The following is a 17,258-nucleotide window of genomic DNA, read 5'->3' on the forward strand; positions in this document are numbered from 1 at the left end:
AAAAACCTTTTAAACTAAATTAGGGTAGTATTATAACATTTAATCTTTGATAGGGCTTTAGGGGAAAATAGGTGGTAAGAGACATTGACAAAACGACTTCGTTGCACTTAAACAACGAAGCGCGATTTCTATGCTTTAGATTAGATGCAGAAAAAGACGCCCAGCTTTATGGCATGAATATTTTTAAGATCCGAGAAATTATCCATTATGACGGGGAGGTTACAGAGGTTCTTGGGGGGAGCGATGGCATGATGCTCGGGTTTCTTAGCGTTAGGGGCGAATCCATTCCTTTGGTGGATGTGAAAAGGTGGTTGCATTATAACGCTAGTGATCCGAGTTGCAATTTAAAAGAATGCAGCGTTAAAGATGAGCATAATTTGGTGATTGTGTGCCATTTTTCTAACCATTCCATCGCTCTAAAGGTTTTAAAAATTGAAAGGATTATCCATAAAAATTGGACTGAGATTAGCGCTGGGGACAAACAAGGCATTAATGAAGAGGGTAAGATTAGCGCTATCACTCGTTTTGATGAAGAACGGGTGGTGCAGATCTTAGATGTGGAAAAGATGGTTAGCGATGTTTTCCCTAGCTTGAAGGATTTAGACGATTTGACTTTGCGTTGCATAGAAGCCATTCAAAGCCAAAAACTCATTTTGATCGCTGAAGACTCCTTGAGCGCTCTTAAAACCCTAGAAAAAATCGTTCAAACTTTAGAATTGCGTTATCTAGCCTTTCCAAACGGAAAAGAATTGTTGGATTATTTGTATGAAAAAGAACATTACCAACAGGTCGGCGTGGTCATTACGGATTTAGAAATGCCTGTTATTTCAGGGTTTGAAGTGTTAAAAACCATTAAAGCTGATAGCAGAACTGAACATCTTCCTGTGATTATCAATTCGTCCATGAGCAGCGATTCTAACCGCCAATTAGCCCAATCTTTAGAAGCGGATGGTTTTGTGGTAAAATCTAACATTCTTGAAATCCATGAAATGCTTAAAAAAACGCTTTCATAAATTTAATTTTTGTTTTAAGGGATAAAACATGCGAAGTCATTTCTGTGCAGAAATTAGTGAAAAAGATGTGGGTAAAACCATCAAAGTAGCCGGATGGTGTAACACTTATAGAGACCATGGAGGCGTGGTTTTTATTGATTTAAGGGATAAAAGCGGCTTAGTGCAATTAGTCTGTGATCCTAGCTCTAAGGCTTATGAAAAGGCTTTAGAAGTTAGGAGTGAATTTGTGCTAGTGGCTAAAGGAAAAACTCGTTTAAGAGGGCCCGGGTTAGAAAACCCTAAACTAAAGACCGGTAAAATTGAAATTGTTTTAGAAGAGTTAGTCATTGAAAATAAAAGCGCTACCCCACCGATTGAAATTGGCAATAAAAATGTGAATGAAGATTTGCGCTTGAAATACCGCTATTTGGATTTGCGCTCTTTGAGTGCTTATGAAATCTTTAAATTGCGCAGCGAAGTGGCTTTAATCGCTCGTAATGTTTTAGCTCAAAAGGGATTTTTAGAGATTGAAACCCCCATTTTGTCTAAAACTACGCCTGAGGGGGCTAGGGATTATTTAGTGCCAAGTAGGGTGCATGAGGGCGAATTTTTCGCGCTCCCTCAAAGCCCGCAATTGTTCAAACAGCTTTTAATGGTGGGGGGAATGGACAGGTATTTTCAAATCGCTCGTTGCTTTAGAGATGAAGATTTGAGAGCGGACAGGCAGCCAGAATTCACGCAAATTGATGCGGAAATGAGTTTTTGTAGCGAAAATGATGTGATGGGCGTGGTGGAAGATTTGTTGCAAGAGATTTTTAAAGCGATTGGGCATAATATTTCTAAACCTTTTAAACGCATGCCTTATAAGGAAGCAATGGAAAATTACGGGAGCGATAAGCCGGATTTACGCTTTGGATTGCCCTTAATAGAAGTGGGGGATTGTTTTATGGACAGCTCAAACGCTATTTTTTCTAATATCGCGCAAGATCCTAAAAACAAACGCATTAAAGCTTTGAATGTTAAGGGGGCTGATGCGATTTTTAGCCGCAGCGTTTTAAAAGAATTAGAAGAATTTGTGCGCCAATTTGGGGCTCAAGGCTTGGCGTATTTGCAAATTAAAGAAGATGGGGTTAAGGGGCCTTTAGTTAAATTTTTAAGCGAAAAGGGGCTTAAAAATATTTTAGAAAAAACTGATGCAAAAACCGGGGATATTGTCTTTTTTGGAGCCGGGGATAAAAAAATCGTGTTAGATTACATGGGGCGTTTGCGCTTGAAAGTAGCTGAAACGCTTGATTTGATTGATAAAGACGCTTTGAATTTCTTATGGGTAGTCAATTTCCCCATGTTTGAAAAAACTGAAAACGGCTATCATGCCGCGCACCACCCTTTTACGATGCCTAAAAATATAGAATGCGAAGATATAGAAGAGATTGAAGCGCATGCGTATGATGTGGTGCTTAATGGCGTGGAGCTTGGTGGGGGGAGCATAAGGATTCATAAAGAAGAAATGCAAAAAAAAGTCTTTGAAAGAATCAATATCAACGAAGAGGAAGCGCAAAAGAAATTTGGCTTTTTACTGGAAGCGCTAAAGTTTGGCGCTCCTCCTCATGGGGGCTTTGCGATAGGTTTTGATCGCTTGATCATGCTAATGACTAAATCTAGTAGCATTAGAGATGTGATCGCTTTCCCTAAAACGCAAAAAGCTTCATGTTTATTGACTGACGCTCCTAGCCCCATCAATGAAGAGCAACTAAGAGAATTACACATTCGCTTAAGAAAATAATTTGAAAGGATAAGATATGAAACAACTATTTTTGATTATTGGAGCCCCAGGGAGTGGTAAAACCACTGATGCAGAGCTTATCGCTAAGAATAACAGCGAAAAAATCGCTCATTTTTCTACCGGGGATTTACTAAGGGCTGAGAGCACTAAAAAGACTAAGCGAGGTTTATTGATTGAGAAATTCACTTCTCAAGGCGAATTAGTGCCTTTAGAAATTGTGGTAGAAACGATCCTTTCAGCGATTAAAAGCTCTGATAAAGGGATCATTTTAATTGATGGCTACCCTAGGAGCGTGGAACAAATGCAAGCTTTGGATAAGGAATTGAGCACTCAAAACGAAGTGGTTTTAAAGAGCGTGATTGAAGTGGAAGTGAGTGAAAATACCGCTAAAGAAAGGGTTTTAGGGCGCTCTAGGGGGGCTGATGATAATGAGGTGGTGTTTCATAACCGCATGCGGGTGTTTTTGGATCCGTTGGGTGAGATCCAAAATTTTTACAAGAATAAGAAGGTGTATAAAACAATCAATGGCGAAAGAAGTATTGAAGAAATCGTGCATGAAATGCAAGAGTATATTTTGTCTTTTGAACATTAAGGTTGGCTAGCAAGGCGAATAGTTGTGATTTCTGTTTATATCATCTCGTTAAAAGAAAGTCAAAGGCGTTTGGATACTGAAAAACTCGTTTTAGAATCCAATGAAAAATTTAAAGGGCGTTGTGCTTTTCAAATCTTTGACGCTATTAGCCCCAAACACGAAGATTTTGAAAAATTCGTTCAAGAGCTTTATGATGCGCAAAGCATGTTAAAATCCGATTGGTTCCATTCTTATGTTGGCGCTGGTTTGACTTTGCCTGAATTAGGGTGCTATTTAAGCCATTATCTTTTATGGAAAGAATGCGTTAAAACAAACCAACCGGTTGTTATTTTAGAAGATGATGTAGCACTAGAATCTAACTTTATGCAAGCCCTAGAAGATTGCTTGAAAAGCCCTTTTGATTTTGTGAGACTCTATGGGTGCTATTGGTATTACCACGAGACAAAATTCCATGTTTTACCCAAAGAATTTGTATTTCCTCCCTTTGATTATCCTTTTAAAAATAACCCTATTTTAGAAAAATTTAAAAAATTTTTTGATGTTTCTAGATTTTTAAATCTTTCTACCCATAAAGTCATCCACTATATTCTCAAAAAAATACAAAAAAGCTATTACTCAACGCATGAAAAAGAAGCCTTTTTTTTAGAGCATTTTTACCTCACCAGCGTGTATGTGGCTTCTACAGCCGGCTACTATCTCACGCCTAAGGGCGCTAAAACTTTTATAGAAGCTACGGAGCGTTTTAAAATCATAGAGCCGGTGGATATGTTTATGGATAATTCCGCTTACCATGATATTGCTAATTTTACCTATGTGCCTTGCCCTGTTTCTTTAAGTGAGCATTCTTTAGACAGCACGATTCAAAAGCCCCAAAAAAAGAGCTTGAAATCTTACCTGCTTCCGCCTAAAAAATCAACTTTTAAGAATCTTTTCTACTATAGCCTTAACGCTAAAAAGCGTTTAAAAGCCTTTCACAAATACAGCAAACAATATGATCATTTAAAAACCCCTAAAGAGGTTTAAAAAGAATGAAAAAACTTTATGGTAGAATGGAATACCATATTTAGGAGTTCACTTGATACAAGTCTATATCATCTCGTTAAAAGAAAGTCAAAGGCGTTTGGATACGGAAAAACTCGTTTTAGAATCCAATGAAAAATTTAAAGGGCGTTGTGTCTTTCAAATCTTTGACGCTATTAGCCCTAAACATCAAGATTTTGAAAAATTCGTTCAAGAGCTTTATGATGCGCAAAGCATGTTAAAATCCGATTGGTTCCATTCTGATTATTGTTATCAAGAGTTATTGCCCCGAGAATTTGGGTGCTATTTAAGCCATTATTTTTTATGGAAGGAATGCGTCAAAACAAACCAACCGATCGTCATTTTAGAAGATGATGTAGCGTTAGAATCTAACTTCATGCAAGCCCTAGAAGATTGCTTGAAAAGCCCTTTTGATTTTGTGAGACTCTATGGGCATTATTGGGGAGGCCATAAAACCAATTTGTGCACTCTCCCTATCTATACAGAGGTTGAAGAGGCTGATTATACAGAGGCTGAAGCACCTATTGAAAACCATGAAGTTACCCCCCCCCCCCCCCCCAATCCCGCACAAGATACACAACAAGATTTAATTAATGATACGCAACAAAACCCCAAAGAACCATCTGATCCTTGCAAAATAGCGCCCCAAAAAATCTCTTTTAATCAAGTGGTTTTTAAAAAAATTAAAAGAAAACTCAACCATCTCATGGGAAATATTTTAGCTCGGACAGAAGTATATAAGAAACTCGTGGCAAAATACGATGAACTCACAGGAAAATACGATGAACTCACAGGAAAATACGATGATCTCACAGGAAAATACGATGATCTCACAGGAAAATACGATGATCTCACAGGAAAATACGAATCCTTGTTGGCAAAAGAGGCAAACATCAAAGAGACCTTTTGGGAAAGGCGTGCTGGTAGTGAAAAAGAAGCCTTTTTTTTAGAGCATTTTTACCTCACCAGCGTGTATGTGGCTTCTACAGCCGGCTACTATCTCACGCCTAAGGGAGCTAAAACTTTTATAGAAGCCACGGAGCGTTTTAAAATCATAGAGCCGGTGGATATGTTCATAAACAACCCAACTTACCATGATATTGCTAATTTTACTTATGTGCCTTGCCCTGTTTCTTTGAATAAGCATGCTTTCAATAGCACCATCCAAAATGCGAAAAAGCCTGATATTTCATTAAAACCCCCTAAAAAGTCTTATTTTGATAATCTTTTTTATCATCAATTAAACACCAAAAAGTGCTTGAGAGCGTTTCACAAATACAGCAAACAATACGCTCCTTTAAAAACCCCTAAAGAGGTTTAAAAAGAGCGGGCTTTATGTTAGAATAAGTCTTTTTTATTATTCAAAGGAGATTGCAATGAATTTAGAAAAACTAGAAATTAGCCATGACGCTAACGCTTTGTGCGTGGTGATTGAAATATCCAAGCATTCTAATATCAAGTATGAACTGGATAAAGAAAGCGGGGCTTTAATGGTGGATAGGGTGCTTTATGGGGCGCAAAATTACCCCGCCAATTATGGCTTTGTGCCTAACACTCTAGGATCTGATGGCGACCCTGTAGATGCGCTTGTTTTAAGCGATGTGGCTTTTCAAGCCGGGAGCGTGGTGAAAGCGCGCTTGGTTGGGGTTTTGAACATGGAAGATGAAAGCGGAATGGATGAAAAATTACTCGCTCTGCCCATAGATAAGATCGATCCCACGCATTCCTATGTCAAAGATATTAATGATTTATCCAAACACACTTTAGATAAAATCAAGCATTTTTTTGAAACTTACAAGGATTTAGAGCCTAATAAATGGGTGAAAGTCAAGGGGTTTGAAAACAAAGAGAGTGCGATTAAGGTTTTAGAGAAAGCGATAAAAGCCTATCAAGGCTAAAGATTTTAAGGGTTTTGGCTCAATCAAGCTTAAAAGCCCTTTTTAACGCTCTTTTAAAAAGGCTTTGTTCTCATTTAGTGTTGGTGTGAAATGGCTTTATGGTCTAAAAGCGGATTTTTGTATTAATCCCCCATAAAAAAGCGCCAAAAACTACAATTTAACGATTTTAACCCCACTACCGCCTAAATTAATGGGAGCGTCGCTAAAGCTTACCACTTTAGGGTGGTTTTTTAAAAATTCTTTCACAAACTTTTCTAAAATCCCGCTCCCCTTGCCATGGCAAATAAGCACTTCTTCAAAGCCCCCTAAAAGCGCGTCGTTTAAAAAAGCGTCTAGTGAATCTAGGGCTTCTTCGCTGCGTTGCCCCCTTAAATCAAGGCGTAAGCTCGCTTTTTGGGGTTTAGGAATGGTTGTTTTAGGGGGTTTGAATTTGTTTTTAGGGGGTTTTTGGATTTTTTTCAACAAACTCCCATGCGCTTTTAAACGCATGCCAAGCTCGGTTTCTATCCAATAATAGCCCTTGTCTAAAATTTGCACAATCAGCACGCTTTCATTTTTATAGCGCGCTTTTTCGTTGGCTTGAAAGCTCGTTATGATTTGTGGGATCTCCTGGTTTGTTTTATGCTTGTTTAAAATTTCGCTCGCTTTATGGATTTCTTTATGCATGGAGCTGGTATCTTTTGAAGCGACTTCGCTTTTTAAGAGATTTAGGGCTTGTTGGTAGGATTTTTCCAATTCCAATTTTTTATTGTGAAAGATTTCTTTTTGTTTTTCCATTTCTAAAAGCCATGCGTTTTTTAAATCTTCTTGCTCTTTTAAAGCGTTCTCTAAAAGTTCATTTTTTTGCTTCAATTCCCTTTCTAACGCGCTGGAATTTTCAATCAAAACATTCAATTTTTCCTTATCTTCGCCATAGAAAGCTTTTGCTTTTTCAATCAAAAAATGCGGCACGCCATAGCGCAAAGCGGTTTCAAACGCATAGCTTTTGCCAATAACCCCTTTTAAAAAAGTGTAAGTGGGCCGTTCTTTTTCCTCATCATAAAGAGCGGCTAGTAATTCCACTTCCTTGTTTTCTGCCATTAACACGCTCAGGCGTTTGTGGTGCGTGGTGATAATGATTTGGTTGTTTTGTTTAAGCAATCTTTCTAACAGGGTTTTATACAAACTGCTCGCTTCATCAGCGTCAGTCCCTAGCTCAATTTCATCAACGCCTAAAAGCATGTTTTCTTTGGATAAAAGAGCGCTAAATTGCTTCATTCTGCCGGCAAAAGTAGAGATATTGTTCGCGCTGTTTTGGGGGTCATTAATAATGGCGTGGATTTCTTTAAAATAGGGGATAATGGAATGATGGGCGTTGATTTTCATAGCAATAAGATGCTTGCTTAAAAAAGCCGCGCTTAAAAGCGATTTTAAGAGCATGGTTTTCCCGCCGGCATTCACGCCGGTAACAGCGAGCATGGACTTTTCAAACTTCAAATTTAAGGGCTTTGGCTCTTTTAAAATGGGGTGCGAAAAGTTTTCTAAAATCATTTTCTTTTGAGTAAAGCTTGGCATGACAAATTCTAAATTGTAGGCTTTAGCGAAATTAAGCCTGGCTTGCAAGCTGTCTAAAAAATCAAATTCTTTAAAAAGGAATTTTAAAAATAAAAGGTGTTTTTGCAAGCTATGGCTTAGAGTTTGACACATTTCAACAATACAGCAATCTATTTCATTATCAATTTGCGCGATTTTTTGCACGATTTTTTGCACGCTTTCAGGCAAAAGATAGAAATAGCCATTAGCGCTCCTTTCTAGCACAACGCCTTTAATCGCGCTAGAAAACCCGCTTTTCAATAAAAGGCATTCATAACCATGCTTAAAATGGCTTTGCGTATCCATTAAATAAGGGGCAAGCTCTTTAGAATGGGCGTAATGGTGAATGATTTTTGCACTCTCTTTTTTAAGGCGGTTCAAACTTTCATTCAAAGCGTCTAGGGTAGCGTTAGCCCCTTGTTTGATTTTTCCCTCATCATCAAATAAAGCGATTAGATCATTAAAAAAAAGGGGCAGAACAATAGCGTTAAGGCGTTCATGAAATTTCAAATGCGTGAAAGTTTTAAAAGTGTTTTGTAAAATGACAATGTAGCGCAATCGTTTGACAATCTCAAAAATTTCATCTAAATGGAGCGTCCCTAATTTGGTGAGTTTGATGACAATGAGATCGCTTTCTTTCACGCTTTTAGGGGTAGGCAACCCGATCGCATCCACTTCGTTTAAATAAGTGAAAGTCTGCTTGAGATCGTTTTCTAAAATAATAGTATCTCTTTCTTTTGCAAAAAAGGTTTTAAAAAGAGCGATAAACTCTTTTAAATCCAGGCTTTCTTCTAGGGGTTTGGGTGGGGTATTATTATTATTCATTGGGGTTTATTGGGGGGTTCATTGGGGTTGGATTAAGGGATCTTTTTGAAGCGTCTGACAAGAATCCAAATCCACAAGAACATCTTTCATAGGGGTTTGTTTTTTGCCTAAAAAGCTCAAAGTCCCGCTCACTAAATTAAAGGTTTGGTTATTCACTTTAATGCCTTTACACAACAAGGTGTCCCCCCTTAAAAACGCTCTTTGCAAAGCGATTTCTCGTTGGTTTTGTTGGTTTTGTTGGTAAGTATAAACGCTTATGCTCGCTCCTATAATCCCTACGATTAAAAAAGCTACAAGTTTTTGTTTAGGGCTTGCTAAACCAAAATCCCCTAAAACTAAAAACAATAAAATTAGCGTTAAAAATAAAACAACCGCTGCACCCATTACATTTCGCCTCTCAATTGATAGGTAATATCCCCCGCTCCAAAGCCTATCACAAAGCCTTTTTCAATCGTTTCTACCACATTATCATTGACTAACAGCTCTAAAAAATCCCCCTTTTTACGCACCCTGTCTATAAAGGTGGGGTTATAATGCTTAAAATGGGCTTTCAAATCAATGTCTCTTTTGACTTCACTCGCGCTATAAACAGGCAAAATGATCAATCTGTCGCAATGCTCTAAAAAACATTTTTTAAACTCTTCTAAATTATCCATTAAGCGAGAATATTTGTGCGCTTGCCAGATTACAATAATTTTTTCTTGCGTGCTCAATAAGTTAGCATAAATCCTAGTGCTTTTTAAAGTGGCGTTAATTTCAGTAGGGTGGTGGGCGTAATCATCAATGAGGATGAGCGCGTTTTTTTGCAAAATATCAAAGCGTTTTTTAATGCCTTTGAAATTCAATAAATTATTTCTAATTTCTTCTAAATCCAATTCATCTAAAGCGCTTAAAATCGCCAAACTCGCATTCGTGGCGTTGTGTTCGCCTAACCCCCACACCAAAAAAACCCCCAAATCTTTCAATTCAAATGAAGTGTAAGGCTCGCCGTCTTTTAAAATGTATTGGATATTATAAATGTCTTTTTTTTCTAAAGTAATGGCGTCTTTAGAATAGTTTTTCAAAAAAGGATCTTCTTTATAAATCACTCTTTTTTGAGCATGGTCTAAAAAATATTCATAGGCGGAGAAAAAGCGTTCTAAATCGTAGTCATAATGCTCCAAATGTTCTGGCTCTGTGTTAGGCACAATCGCGCAAAAAGGGTTGGAAAATAAAAAACTTGAATCGCTCTCATCGGCTTCAAAAACCAAGCTCATATCCGCGCTCTCTCGCACATTGGAATCAAACTCTTTAGAATGCGCCCCAATAATCGCTCCAAACGATGGGCAAATCGCGCTTAACATGGCCGTGATACTGCTTTTTCCATGAGCCCCGCACACGCTAAAAACGCGCTTGTCTTTAAGGATAGAATACAAAGCGTCTTTACGAGATAAAATAGGGATTTCTAATTCCTTAGCCCTTTGTATTTCGGTATTGTCTTCTTTGATAATGGCTGAATGGATAATGACATCTTGATTATTGATCGCTTTTGGATCATGCGGGATATTGATTTCTACGCCTAAAGCTTTCAAATACTTAACGCTAGGGCTTATGGCAATATCAGAGCCGCTGATTGTAGCCCCTTGCGCTTTAAGGTATTTGGCTAAGCCTGAAATGCCAATCCCCCCTATACCGATAAAATGGATCTTGCAATCTTGCAGGTTTTTGAGTAAAACTTTTGGGGTTTCAAGCATGATTTTCTCGATAAGTTTCTATGATTTCTAAAGGCTTTTCTAAAAGGGGAGTGTCATAGACAAGGGCTAAACGCACGCAATCAGCGCCGATGTGATCACGCCCTAAATACAAAGCCGGTAAAGTGATAATGCCTTCGTTTTGATAAAGCGTTTTGGCAAAATTTTCGCCGTTTTGAACGGGCAGATACACATAAAAACTATAAGGATAAATGAGCGTGTCTTTAAAGATTTTTCGCGCCAGTTTCAAATTATTCGCATAAATATTGCGGAAAAATTCTGCATGCCTATCATCTAGCCAAGCCGCTTCACTAGCCTTTTGGATCGCATTAGCGCTCGTATAGCCTAAATAAGTGCGAAACGCTTTGTATTTTTCTAAAATGCGGCTATCCCCAGCGATAAAACCACTCCTTAGCCCTGGAGCGCTAGAGCGTTTGGAGAGCGAATGGATAACCAAAACATTTTTAAACGCTTCATTACCAATAAGCATGCAAGCTTCTAAAAGCGAAGGAGGAGGCGTGTTTTCATAAATTTCACTATAGCATTCATCATTGATTAAAATAAAATCATGCTTTAAAGCGAGTTGGACCCAACTAATCAGCTCTTCTAAAGAAAGGGTTCTTCCGGTGGGGTTGTTGGGGGAATTTAAGATCACTAAATCCACTTCTTGCAACTCTTCTTCATTCAAGCTTGGAGTGAAATCATTTTCTTTAGTTAAGGGCATTAAAAGGCTTTTGGCTCTGGCGAATTGGGCCGCTCCTTCATAGATTTGATAAAAGGGGTTAGGGTAGGCGATAGTGGGGTTTTGATAATCAAATAAAACAAAACTAGGGAAATTGAATAACACTTCCCTAGATCCTAGCGTGGAGACTAATTCGTTTTCTTTCAATTCTATCTTAAAACGGCGTTTAAAAAAACCTCTTTGAGCCTCCCTCAAACTCTCTTCAAACGTGCTTTTAGGGTAAATATTGAGCGAATGGGTGTGCTGTTTGAGAGCGTCTTGAATGAATTTGGGCGTTTCAAATCGCGGCTCGCCGATGCCTAGATCTAGCCCCCTTTTTTTAGGGGTGATCTCTTTAAACAAGGCTCTTAATCGTTCAAAAGGATAAGGCTCAAAGGTCATAGGGCTACTTTAATTTAAAATGGAATGGTTAATCTTATCTAAAATTTGAGCGTTATGGTATGAAACCACTAAGAAAGAGTATAATAGCGCATAAGAATTTAACTGATGAAGAGGTTTAATGCTAGAAAATAGAGTGAAGACCAAGCAAATTTTTATCGGTGGCGTGGCCATAGGGGGTGATGCTCCCATAAGCACGCAAAGCATGACCTTTAGTAAAACCGCTGATATTGAAAGCACTAAAAATCAAATTGACCGACTCAAACTCGCCGGGGCTGATTTAGTGAGGGTGGCGGTGAGTAATGAAAAGGACGCCCTAGCCTTAAAAGAATTGAAAAAAGTGTCCCCTTTGCCTTTAATCGCTGATATTCATTTCCATTATAAATTCGCTCTCATTGCCGCTCAAAGCGTGGATGCGATCAGGATTAACCCCGGAAACATCGGCTCTAAAGACAAAATCAAAGCGGTGGTTGATGCTTGTAAAGAAAAAAACATTCCTATAAGAATTGGCGTGAATGCCGGGAGTTTAGAAAAGCAGTTTGATCAAAAATACGGACCCACCCCAAAGGGCATGGTAGAAAGCGCTTTGTATAACGCCAAACTTTTAGAAGATTTGGATTTTACTGATTTTAAGATTTCTTTAAAAGCGAGCGATGTGATGCGCACCATAGAAGCTTACAGAATGCTACGCCCTCTTGTGATCTATCCTTTCCATTTGGGGGTTACTGAAGCGGGTAATCTTTTTAGCTCCAGTATCAAATCCGCCATGGCTTTAGGGGGGCTTTTAATGGAGGGCATTGGGGATACGATGCGCGTATCCATCACAGGGGAATTAGAAAATGAAATCAAAGTGGCTAGAGCGATTTTACGCCATAGCGGGCGTTTGAAAGAAGGGATTAATTGGATTTCTTGTCCCACTTGCGGGCGCATTGAAGCCAATTTAGTGGATATGGCGAGCAAAGTAGAAAAACGCCTAAGCCACATTAAAACCCCTTTAGACATTAGCGTGATGGGTTGCGTGGTGAATGCTTTAGGTGAAGCTAAGCATGCAGACATGGCGATCGCTTTTGGGAATCGCAGCGGTTTGATCATTAAAGAGGGTAAAGTCATTCACAAACTGGCTGAAAAGGATTTGTTTGAAACTTTTGTGATAGAAGTGGAAAATTTAGCTAAAGAAAGAGAAAAAAGTTTAAAGGATTAGGCATGATAAACATGATAAATAAGTTTAAAAATTTTGTGAGCAACTACCAGCAATCCAGTTGTTATAGAGAGCCTTTAGGCTTTGGCATTGCCCGAGTGGATATTGCCCCTATTTCCAAAAAGATTTTATGCGCCACTTACCCCGTTTTGAACTGGAAAGATGAAAATTTAGGCTCTTATGCGGTGTTTTGCAACTCGCTTTCAAAAGAAAAAATCCTAAAAAGAAGCGAGAGCGAGTGCGTCATTGAGATTGATGAAAGTTTTGTGTTAAAAGCATTGGATTTTTATACGCCCTTTTTGAATGAAGCCTATTCTAATAAAATGACTCATAAAAACATCCAAGTGGTTTTAGAGCTTTTAAAGGCTTTAGAAGAAAATCGTTTGAAAAATAGCGATGGGGAGTCTCTTTATCGCTTGGTGATCTTGTTTGAAGATAAGCCTTGCGAGAGCGTGGAGAGCGCGTATATGAAACTTTTAGCGCTCTCTTTAGGTAAAGCCCCTTTAAGGAGTTTGAATTTAGAGGGCATTTTTAACCAGCTTTCTAATGCGGCTTGGAGCGGCAACAAGCCTTATGAATTAGAATGGCTTAGAATGAACGAAGTGGCTTTAAAAATGCGAGGCAATTTCCCTAGCATTGATTTTATAGATAAATTTCCGCGCTATTTGATGCAATTAATCCCTGAGTTTGACAATATCCGCTTACTGGATAGCTCAAAAACGCGCTTTGGGGCGTATTTGGGGACCGGAGGTTACACTCAAATGCCCGGGGCTAGTTATGTGAATTTTAACGCAGGAGCTATGGGAGTGTGCATGAATGAGGGGCGTATTTCTTCATCAGTTGTGGTTGGAGCAGGCACTGATATTGGTGGGGGAGCGAGCGTTTTAGGCGTTTTAAGCGGAGGGAATAACAATCCTATTAGTATTGGGAAAAATTGTTTGCTAGGGGCTAATAGCGTTACCGGAATCAGTCTAGGTGATGGCTGTATTGTGGATGCAGGTGTTGCAATATTAGCCGGGAGCGTGATAGAAATTGAAGAAAATGAGTTTAAAAAGCTTTTAGAAGTGAATAGCAATTTAGAAAAGCATGCCAATAATCTTTACAAAGGCAAAGAGCTTTCCGGAAAAAATGGCATGCATTTTCGTTCCAATAGCCAAAATGGTAAGCTGATTGCTTTTAGGAGCGTGAAAAAAATTGAGTTGAATCAAAACCTGCATTAAGGATTAAAAGAATGCTCAAAAAAAGTTTATTACTGCTTGTTTTTTTAGTCTTACAGCTTAGCGGCGCTGAAGAAAATAATCAAGCCCCAAAAAACACGCCCCCCGAATTAAACCCCGCTAACGCCAAGGGCACGCCAAACCCTAACGCCCAAATCACCCCTAAAAACGATAACTCTAATCTGTTAGACAAATTAGGATCGCCTGAAAGTGCTCAAACCGAGCTTTCTGCCGGTATTGAATTGGCTAAAAAGGGCGATTATCAAGGGGCTTTTAAGCTTTTTTCCCAATCGTGCGATAATGGCAATGCGGCTGGGTGTTTTGCAGTGGGAGCGATGTATGCTAATGGGGTAGGGATCCAAACGAACAGATTAAAAGCCGCTCGCTATTATGAAATGGGTTGCAGTGGGGGCGATGCGACCGCTTGCGCGAATTTAGCACAAATGTATGAAAATAAGAAAAATGCGGATACGAACGACAAAGAAAACGCTTTGCAATTGTATGCGGTGGCTTGTCAAGGGGGGGACATGATCGCATGCAATAATTTGGGGTGGATGTTCGCTAATGGGAGTGGGGTCCCAAAAGATTATTACAAAGCGATGGGTTATTATAAATTTTCATGCGATAATGGGAATGATATGGGTTGTTATAATCTGGGCTTGATGTCTAATGTGAATAATATTTATGGCATTGATAAAGCCAAGCTCAGTCAAGTGGATTTGAATTATCTGGCGTGTAACGCTGGGGATATGATGGGGTGCGCGAATTTAGGCTGGATCTATGCGAATGGGGATTTAGGGGCTCCTTTGAATAACCACTACGCGGCGAAATATTTTCAAATGGCATGCGATGGGGGGATTTTGGGGAGTTGTAACAATTTAGGCGTGCTGTATCAAAAGGGCTTAGGCGTGCCTCAAGACGATCAGAGGGCTTTGGATTTATTCTCGTATGCGTGCGATAATGGTTTTGAGTCAAGCTGTCGTAATTACGGGAATTTCAAAGAGCATTTATTGCGTGTGAATCCTAATTACGGGCGCTTGTTCATGCCGTATCATTCTTATGATATACCCTAATTTTTAAGAGATTGCCGCTTGCTTTATGCAAGCTCTTTTATCTTTTTTGGATAAATTGAGTCGCAAATTGCGGTTTTTTCAAAAGTTTAAGCTCTTTTTTTTTTTTTGATTTAATACTCGGTGTGATTGTAATTTTACTTAAAAGGAAGAGCTATGAAAGCAATACAAAGCACCATTAACGACTTTTTTGCCCTAACAGGCACGATCTTTTCTATCCCTGTATACCAGAGGAACTACACTTGGGAAGAAGAAAATTGTGAAAAATTACTGCAAGATATTGTCAGTATTTCTCAAAATAAGAAAACGCATTTCATGGGTTCTATCACTTATATTTCGCATTTGATTGATGATGAAAAGAGCTTAAGACAACTGCAAGAATTTGTCATCATTGACGGGCAGCAAAGGGTTACTACCATCATGCTTTTGCTTAAAGCCATAGAAACAAAGATAAAAAATGAAGGGATAAAAAAAGAGATTAATAATCTACTCAATCTTTCAGGACAAAGGTTGCGTCTCAAACCCATTAAAAGCGACAAAGAAGCCTTTGATTTGGTCATGCAAAATCGATCGCATGAACTACAAGGCGTATCACACATTAGGAATAATTATAAATTTTTCACCAAAGAGCTTGACAATTATATCAGCAAAGGGTATCGCATAGAAGAGATTTATGGGGCGTTTTTGCGGCTTAAAATCGTAGCTATAGGTTTAGAGTTGGGCGAAGACGATCCGCAAGTGGTGTTTGAAAGCATCAACGCTACAGGCGTGCAATTAAAAGGGCTGGATCTCATCCGCAACTATCTGATGATGGGGGAAAATTCTGACAACCAGAAACATCTCTATGATACTTATTGGGTCCCTTTAGAAAATTGGCTTGGTGAAAAGGATTTGAATGATTTTATCAAAACCTATCTTAGGATTTATTTTGAAGATAAGGTAAAAGAGGGAGAGCGCGAAGTGTATTACACGCTAAAAGCCCACCACAGAGACAATTTCCCTGACGATATACAAGGTCTTATGAGCGATATGCGTGAGTATGGGAGAATCTATCAAATCTTTTTAGACAGAGATCATTATTTTTTAGAGCGTGGAGACTCGCAGCAGTTAGCGAATTTACGCCTACGCATTAAAGATCTCGTAAAAATCAAATTTGGCGTGGCAAAGCCCTTTGTTTTGCGTTGCGCCAGAGACTTTGAAGAGGGCAAATTAGATTATGAAAATTTCTACGAAATTTTGCAAATCCTTATCAGCTACTTCGTGCGCAGAAGCGTGTGCGGAGATCCTACTGCTGCGCTTAACAAAATTCTTTATTCTTTATACAGACAGCTAGAGGAAAATGTTTCAGCCGATGCGCTCAAGCGCTATTTGGGCAAGAGCGTTGGTCAAGCGGCGTTCCCCAATGACGATAAAATTAAAGCGGCGTTTGCTGTGCGTAACGCTTATTCAGCAAATCAAGCGTGCAAATTCATTTTGCTTGAGATTGAAAAATTAAGTAACGCCGAACCGCCAAAAGAAGAGAATTTAGAAGTGGAGCATTTCTACCCCAAAACCCCCACACAAGAATGGCGCGACATGGTAGGGGACTATTTCACTTTTGAGCAAGACTACCTCAATAATTTTGGGAATCTAACCTTATCAGGGCAAAATCAAAAGCTTGGCAACAAACCTTACGAGGCAAAAATAGAGCTTATGGAACAATACAGCTCCTTGCATCTAAACGACTATTTTCTCAATAACACCCATTCTTGGGGGATAGAGGAAGTGAAGGCTAGGAGCGAATATTTAGCGGATCAATTTTGTCAAGTGGAATTGTTTAAAGATTTACCCAAAGAATACCGCACCAGAGAGATTAATAAAACCCTTGATGATGACTTAACTTCCCATAATCTTCAAAGCGTTAAGCTCCCCAATCAGCAAAGGAAAATAGCAAGAAACGCTAAGGAATTGGCTAGTGCTATCATAGACTACTTGTTAGAAAACGCCAAAGAAGCCTTTGAAAGCTACACGGATGAAGCTCAAAGATACATTTGTTGGGATAAAGCAAAAGCGCAATTAAGGGATAGAGATGGCACTCTTGTTGCACCTTTTGAAAAATACGGATTCTATTTTGTCAGCAACGCGAGTTATCAAACGGTGGGCAATAACCTTAGGGATCTCGTAGAAGGCTGTGGTCTCAATCCTAGAGATTTTATTGTAGAATAAACAAGCCCCCCAAAG

The 17,258-nt window shown here is 39.0% G+C and carries 14 protein-coding genes; 10 read left to right on the top strand and 4 right to left on the bottom strand.

The features are described from left to right. Positions 1–71: 71 nt before the first annotated feature. Genes P6280_RS04735 through ppa form a run of 6 tightly spaced genes read left to right on the top strand, consistent with a single transcriptional unit; the run spans position 72 to position 6,306 of the window. Positions 72–1,013, top strand: coding sequence for a chemotaxis protein (locus P6280_RS04735; RefSeq protein ID WP_283237123.1), 942 nt, complete (start codon positions 72–74; stop codon positions 1,011–1,013). Between the two features lie 28 nt (positions 1,014–1,041). Further along, positions 1,042–2,775 (top strand): aspartate--tRNA ligase, encoded by a 1,734-nt coding sequence (gene aspS, locus P6280_RS04740; protein WP_283237124.1) that lies wholly within the window; start codon positions 1,042–1,044, stop codon positions 2,773–2,775. A 16-nt stretch (positions 2,776–2,791) separates the two neighbouring features. Then, positions 2,792–3,367 (top strand): adenylate kinase, encoded by a 576-nt coding sequence (locus P6280_RS04745; RefSeq protein ID WP_283237125.1) that lies wholly within the window; start codon positions 2,792–2,794, stop codon positions 3,365–3,367. 24 nt (positions 3,368–3,391) lie between these two features. Continuing rightward, positions 3,392–4,390, top strand: coding sequence for a glycosyltransferase family 25 protein (locus P6280_RS04750; protein ID WP_283237126.1), 999 nt, complete (start codon positions 3,392–3,394; stop codon positions 4,388–4,390). 52 nt (positions 4,391–4,442) lie between these two features. Then, positions 4,443–5,729, top strand: coding sequence for a glycosyltransferase family 25 protein (locus tag P6280_RS04755; RefSeq protein WP_283237127.1), 1,287 nt, complete (start codon positions 4,443–4,445; stop codon positions 5,727–5,729). Between the two features lie 55 nt (positions 5,730–5,784). Continuing rightward, positions 5,785–6,306, top strand: coding sequence for an inorganic diphosphatase (gene ppa / locus P6280_RS04760; RefSeq protein ID WP_001047364.1), 522 nt, complete (start codon positions 5,785–5,787; stop codon positions 6,304–6,306). A 150-nt stretch (positions 6,307–6,456) separates the two neighbouring features. On the opposite strand, the gene P6280_RS04765 is transcribed toward ppa, so the two are convergent. Genes P6280_RS04765 through P6280_RS04780 form a run of 4 tightly spaced genes read right to left on the bottom strand, consistent with a single transcriptional unit; the run spans position 6,457 to position 11,556 of the window. Continuing rightward, positions 6,457–8,703, bottom strand: a complete 2,247-nt coding sequence (locus P6280_RS04765; protein ID WP_283237128.1) for an endonuclease MutS2 — start codon at positions 8,701–8,703, stop codon at positions 6,457–6,459. An 18-nt stretch (positions 8,704–8,721) separates the two neighbouring features. Beyond that, positions 8,722–9,087 (bottom strand): hypothetical protein, encoded by a 366-nt coding sequence (locus P6280_RS04770; protein ID WP_000500497.1) that lies wholly within the window; start codon positions 9,085–9,087, stop codon positions 8,722–8,724. Then, entirely contained in the window at positions 9,087–10,436 is a 1,350-nt protein-coding gene (gene murC, locus P6280_RS04775; protein WP_283237129.1) for a UDP-N-acetylmuramate--L-alanine ligase, read from the bottom strand. The genes P6280_RS04770 and murC overlap by 1 nt, the downstream gene beginning before the upstream one ends. After that, positions 10,429–11,556, bottom strand: coding sequence for a succinyldiaminopimelate transaminase (locus tag P6280_RS04780; RefSeq protein ID WP_283237130.1), 1,128 nt, complete (start codon positions 11,554–11,556; stop codon positions 10,429–10,431). Before P6280_RS04780 ends, murC begins: the two co-directional genes overlap by 8 nt. Positions 11,557–11,674: 118 nt before the next feature. On the opposite strand from P6280_RS04780, the gene ispG reads away from it, so the two are divergent. The 4 genes from ispG to P6280_RS04800 all read left to right on the top strand — a co-directional run bounded on the left by ispG (position 11,675) and on the right by P6280_RS04800 (position 17,243). After that, the gene (ispG, locus tag P6280_RS04785; protein ID WP_000892456.1) at positions 11,675–12,754 is read left to right on the top strand and encodes a flavodoxin-dependent (E)-4-hydroxy-3-methylbut-2-enyl-diphosphate synthase; all 1,080 of its coding nucleotides are present in this window, start codon (positions 11,675–11,677) and stop codon (positions 12,752–12,754) included. A gap of 11 nt (positions 12,755–12,765) precedes the next feature. Then, positions 12,766–13,971 (top strand): 2,3,4,5-tetrahydropyridine-2,6-carboxylate N-succinyltransferase, encoded by a 1,206-nt coding sequence (locus tag P6280_RS04790; protein WP_283237462.1) that lies wholly within the window; start codon positions 12,766–12,768, stop codon positions 13,969–13,971. Between the two features lie 11 nt (positions 13,972–13,982). Next, positions 13,983–15,041, top strand: coding sequence for a tetratricopeptide repeat protein (locus tag P6280_RS04795; RefSeq protein WP_283237131.1), 1,059 nt, complete (start codon positions 13,983–13,985; stop codon positions 15,039–15,041). 153 nt (positions 15,042–15,194) lie between these two features. Then, positions 15,195–17,243: a DUF262 domain-containing protein gene (locus P6280_RS04800; RefSeq protein ID WP_283237132.1), complete on the top strand. Its 2,049-nt coding sequence runs from the start codon at positions 15,195–15,197 to the stop codon at positions 17,241–17,243. Positions 17,244–17,258: the final 15 nt, after the last annotated feature.

It is taken from the genome of Helicobacter sp. 219-2, from assembly GCF_030053225.1.
Classification (GTDB): domain Bacteria; phylum Campylobacterota; class Campylobacteria; order Campylobacterales; family Helicobacteraceae; genus Helicobacter; species Helicobacter pylori_C.

Bases quoted from the DNA above. Each gene is read 5' to 3' on its own strand.
- aspS (WP_283237124.1), top strand. From the start codon at position 1,042: ATGCGAAGTCATTTCTGTGCAGAAATTAGTGAAAAAGATGTGGGTAAA.
- P6280_RS04745 (WP_283237125.1), top strand. From the start codon at position 2,792: ATGAAACAACTATTTTTGATTATTGGAGCCCCAGGGAGTGGTAAAACC.
- ppa (WP_001047364.1), top strand. From the start codon at position 5,785: ATGAATTTAGAAAAACTAGAAATTAGCCATGACGCTAACGCTTTGTGC.
- P6280_RS04765 (WP_283237128.1), bottom strand. From the start codon at position 8,703: ATGAATAATAATAATACCCCACCCAAACCCCTAGAAGAAAGCCTGGAT.
- P6280_RS04770 (WP_000500497.1), bottom strand. From the start codon at position 9,087: ATGGGTGCAGCGGTTGTTTTATTTTTAACGCTAATTTTATTGTTTTTA.
- murC (WP_283237129.1), bottom strand. From the start codon at position 10,436: ATGCTTGAAACCCCAAAAGTTTTACTCAAAAACCTGCAAGATTGCAAG.
- P6280_RS04780 (WP_283237130.1), bottom strand. From the start codon at position 11,556: ATGACCTTTGAGCCTTATCCTTTTGAACGATTAAGAGCCTTGTTTAAA.
- ispG (WP_000892456.1), top strand. From the start codon at position 11,675: ATGCTAGAAAATAGAGTGAAGACCAAGCAAATTTTTATCGGTGGCGTG.
- P6280_RS04790 (WP_283237462.1), top strand. From the start codon at position 12,766: ATGATAAATAAGTTTAAAAATTTTGTGAGCAACTACCAGCAATCCAGT.
- P6280_RS04795 (WP_283237131.1), top strand. From the start codon at position 13,983: ATGCTCAAAAAAAGTTTATTACTGCTTGTTTTTTTAGTCTTACAGCTT.
- P6280_RS04800 (WP_283237132.1), top strand. From the start codon at position 15,195: ATGAAAGCAATACAAAGCACCATTAACGACTTTTTTGCCCTAACAGGC.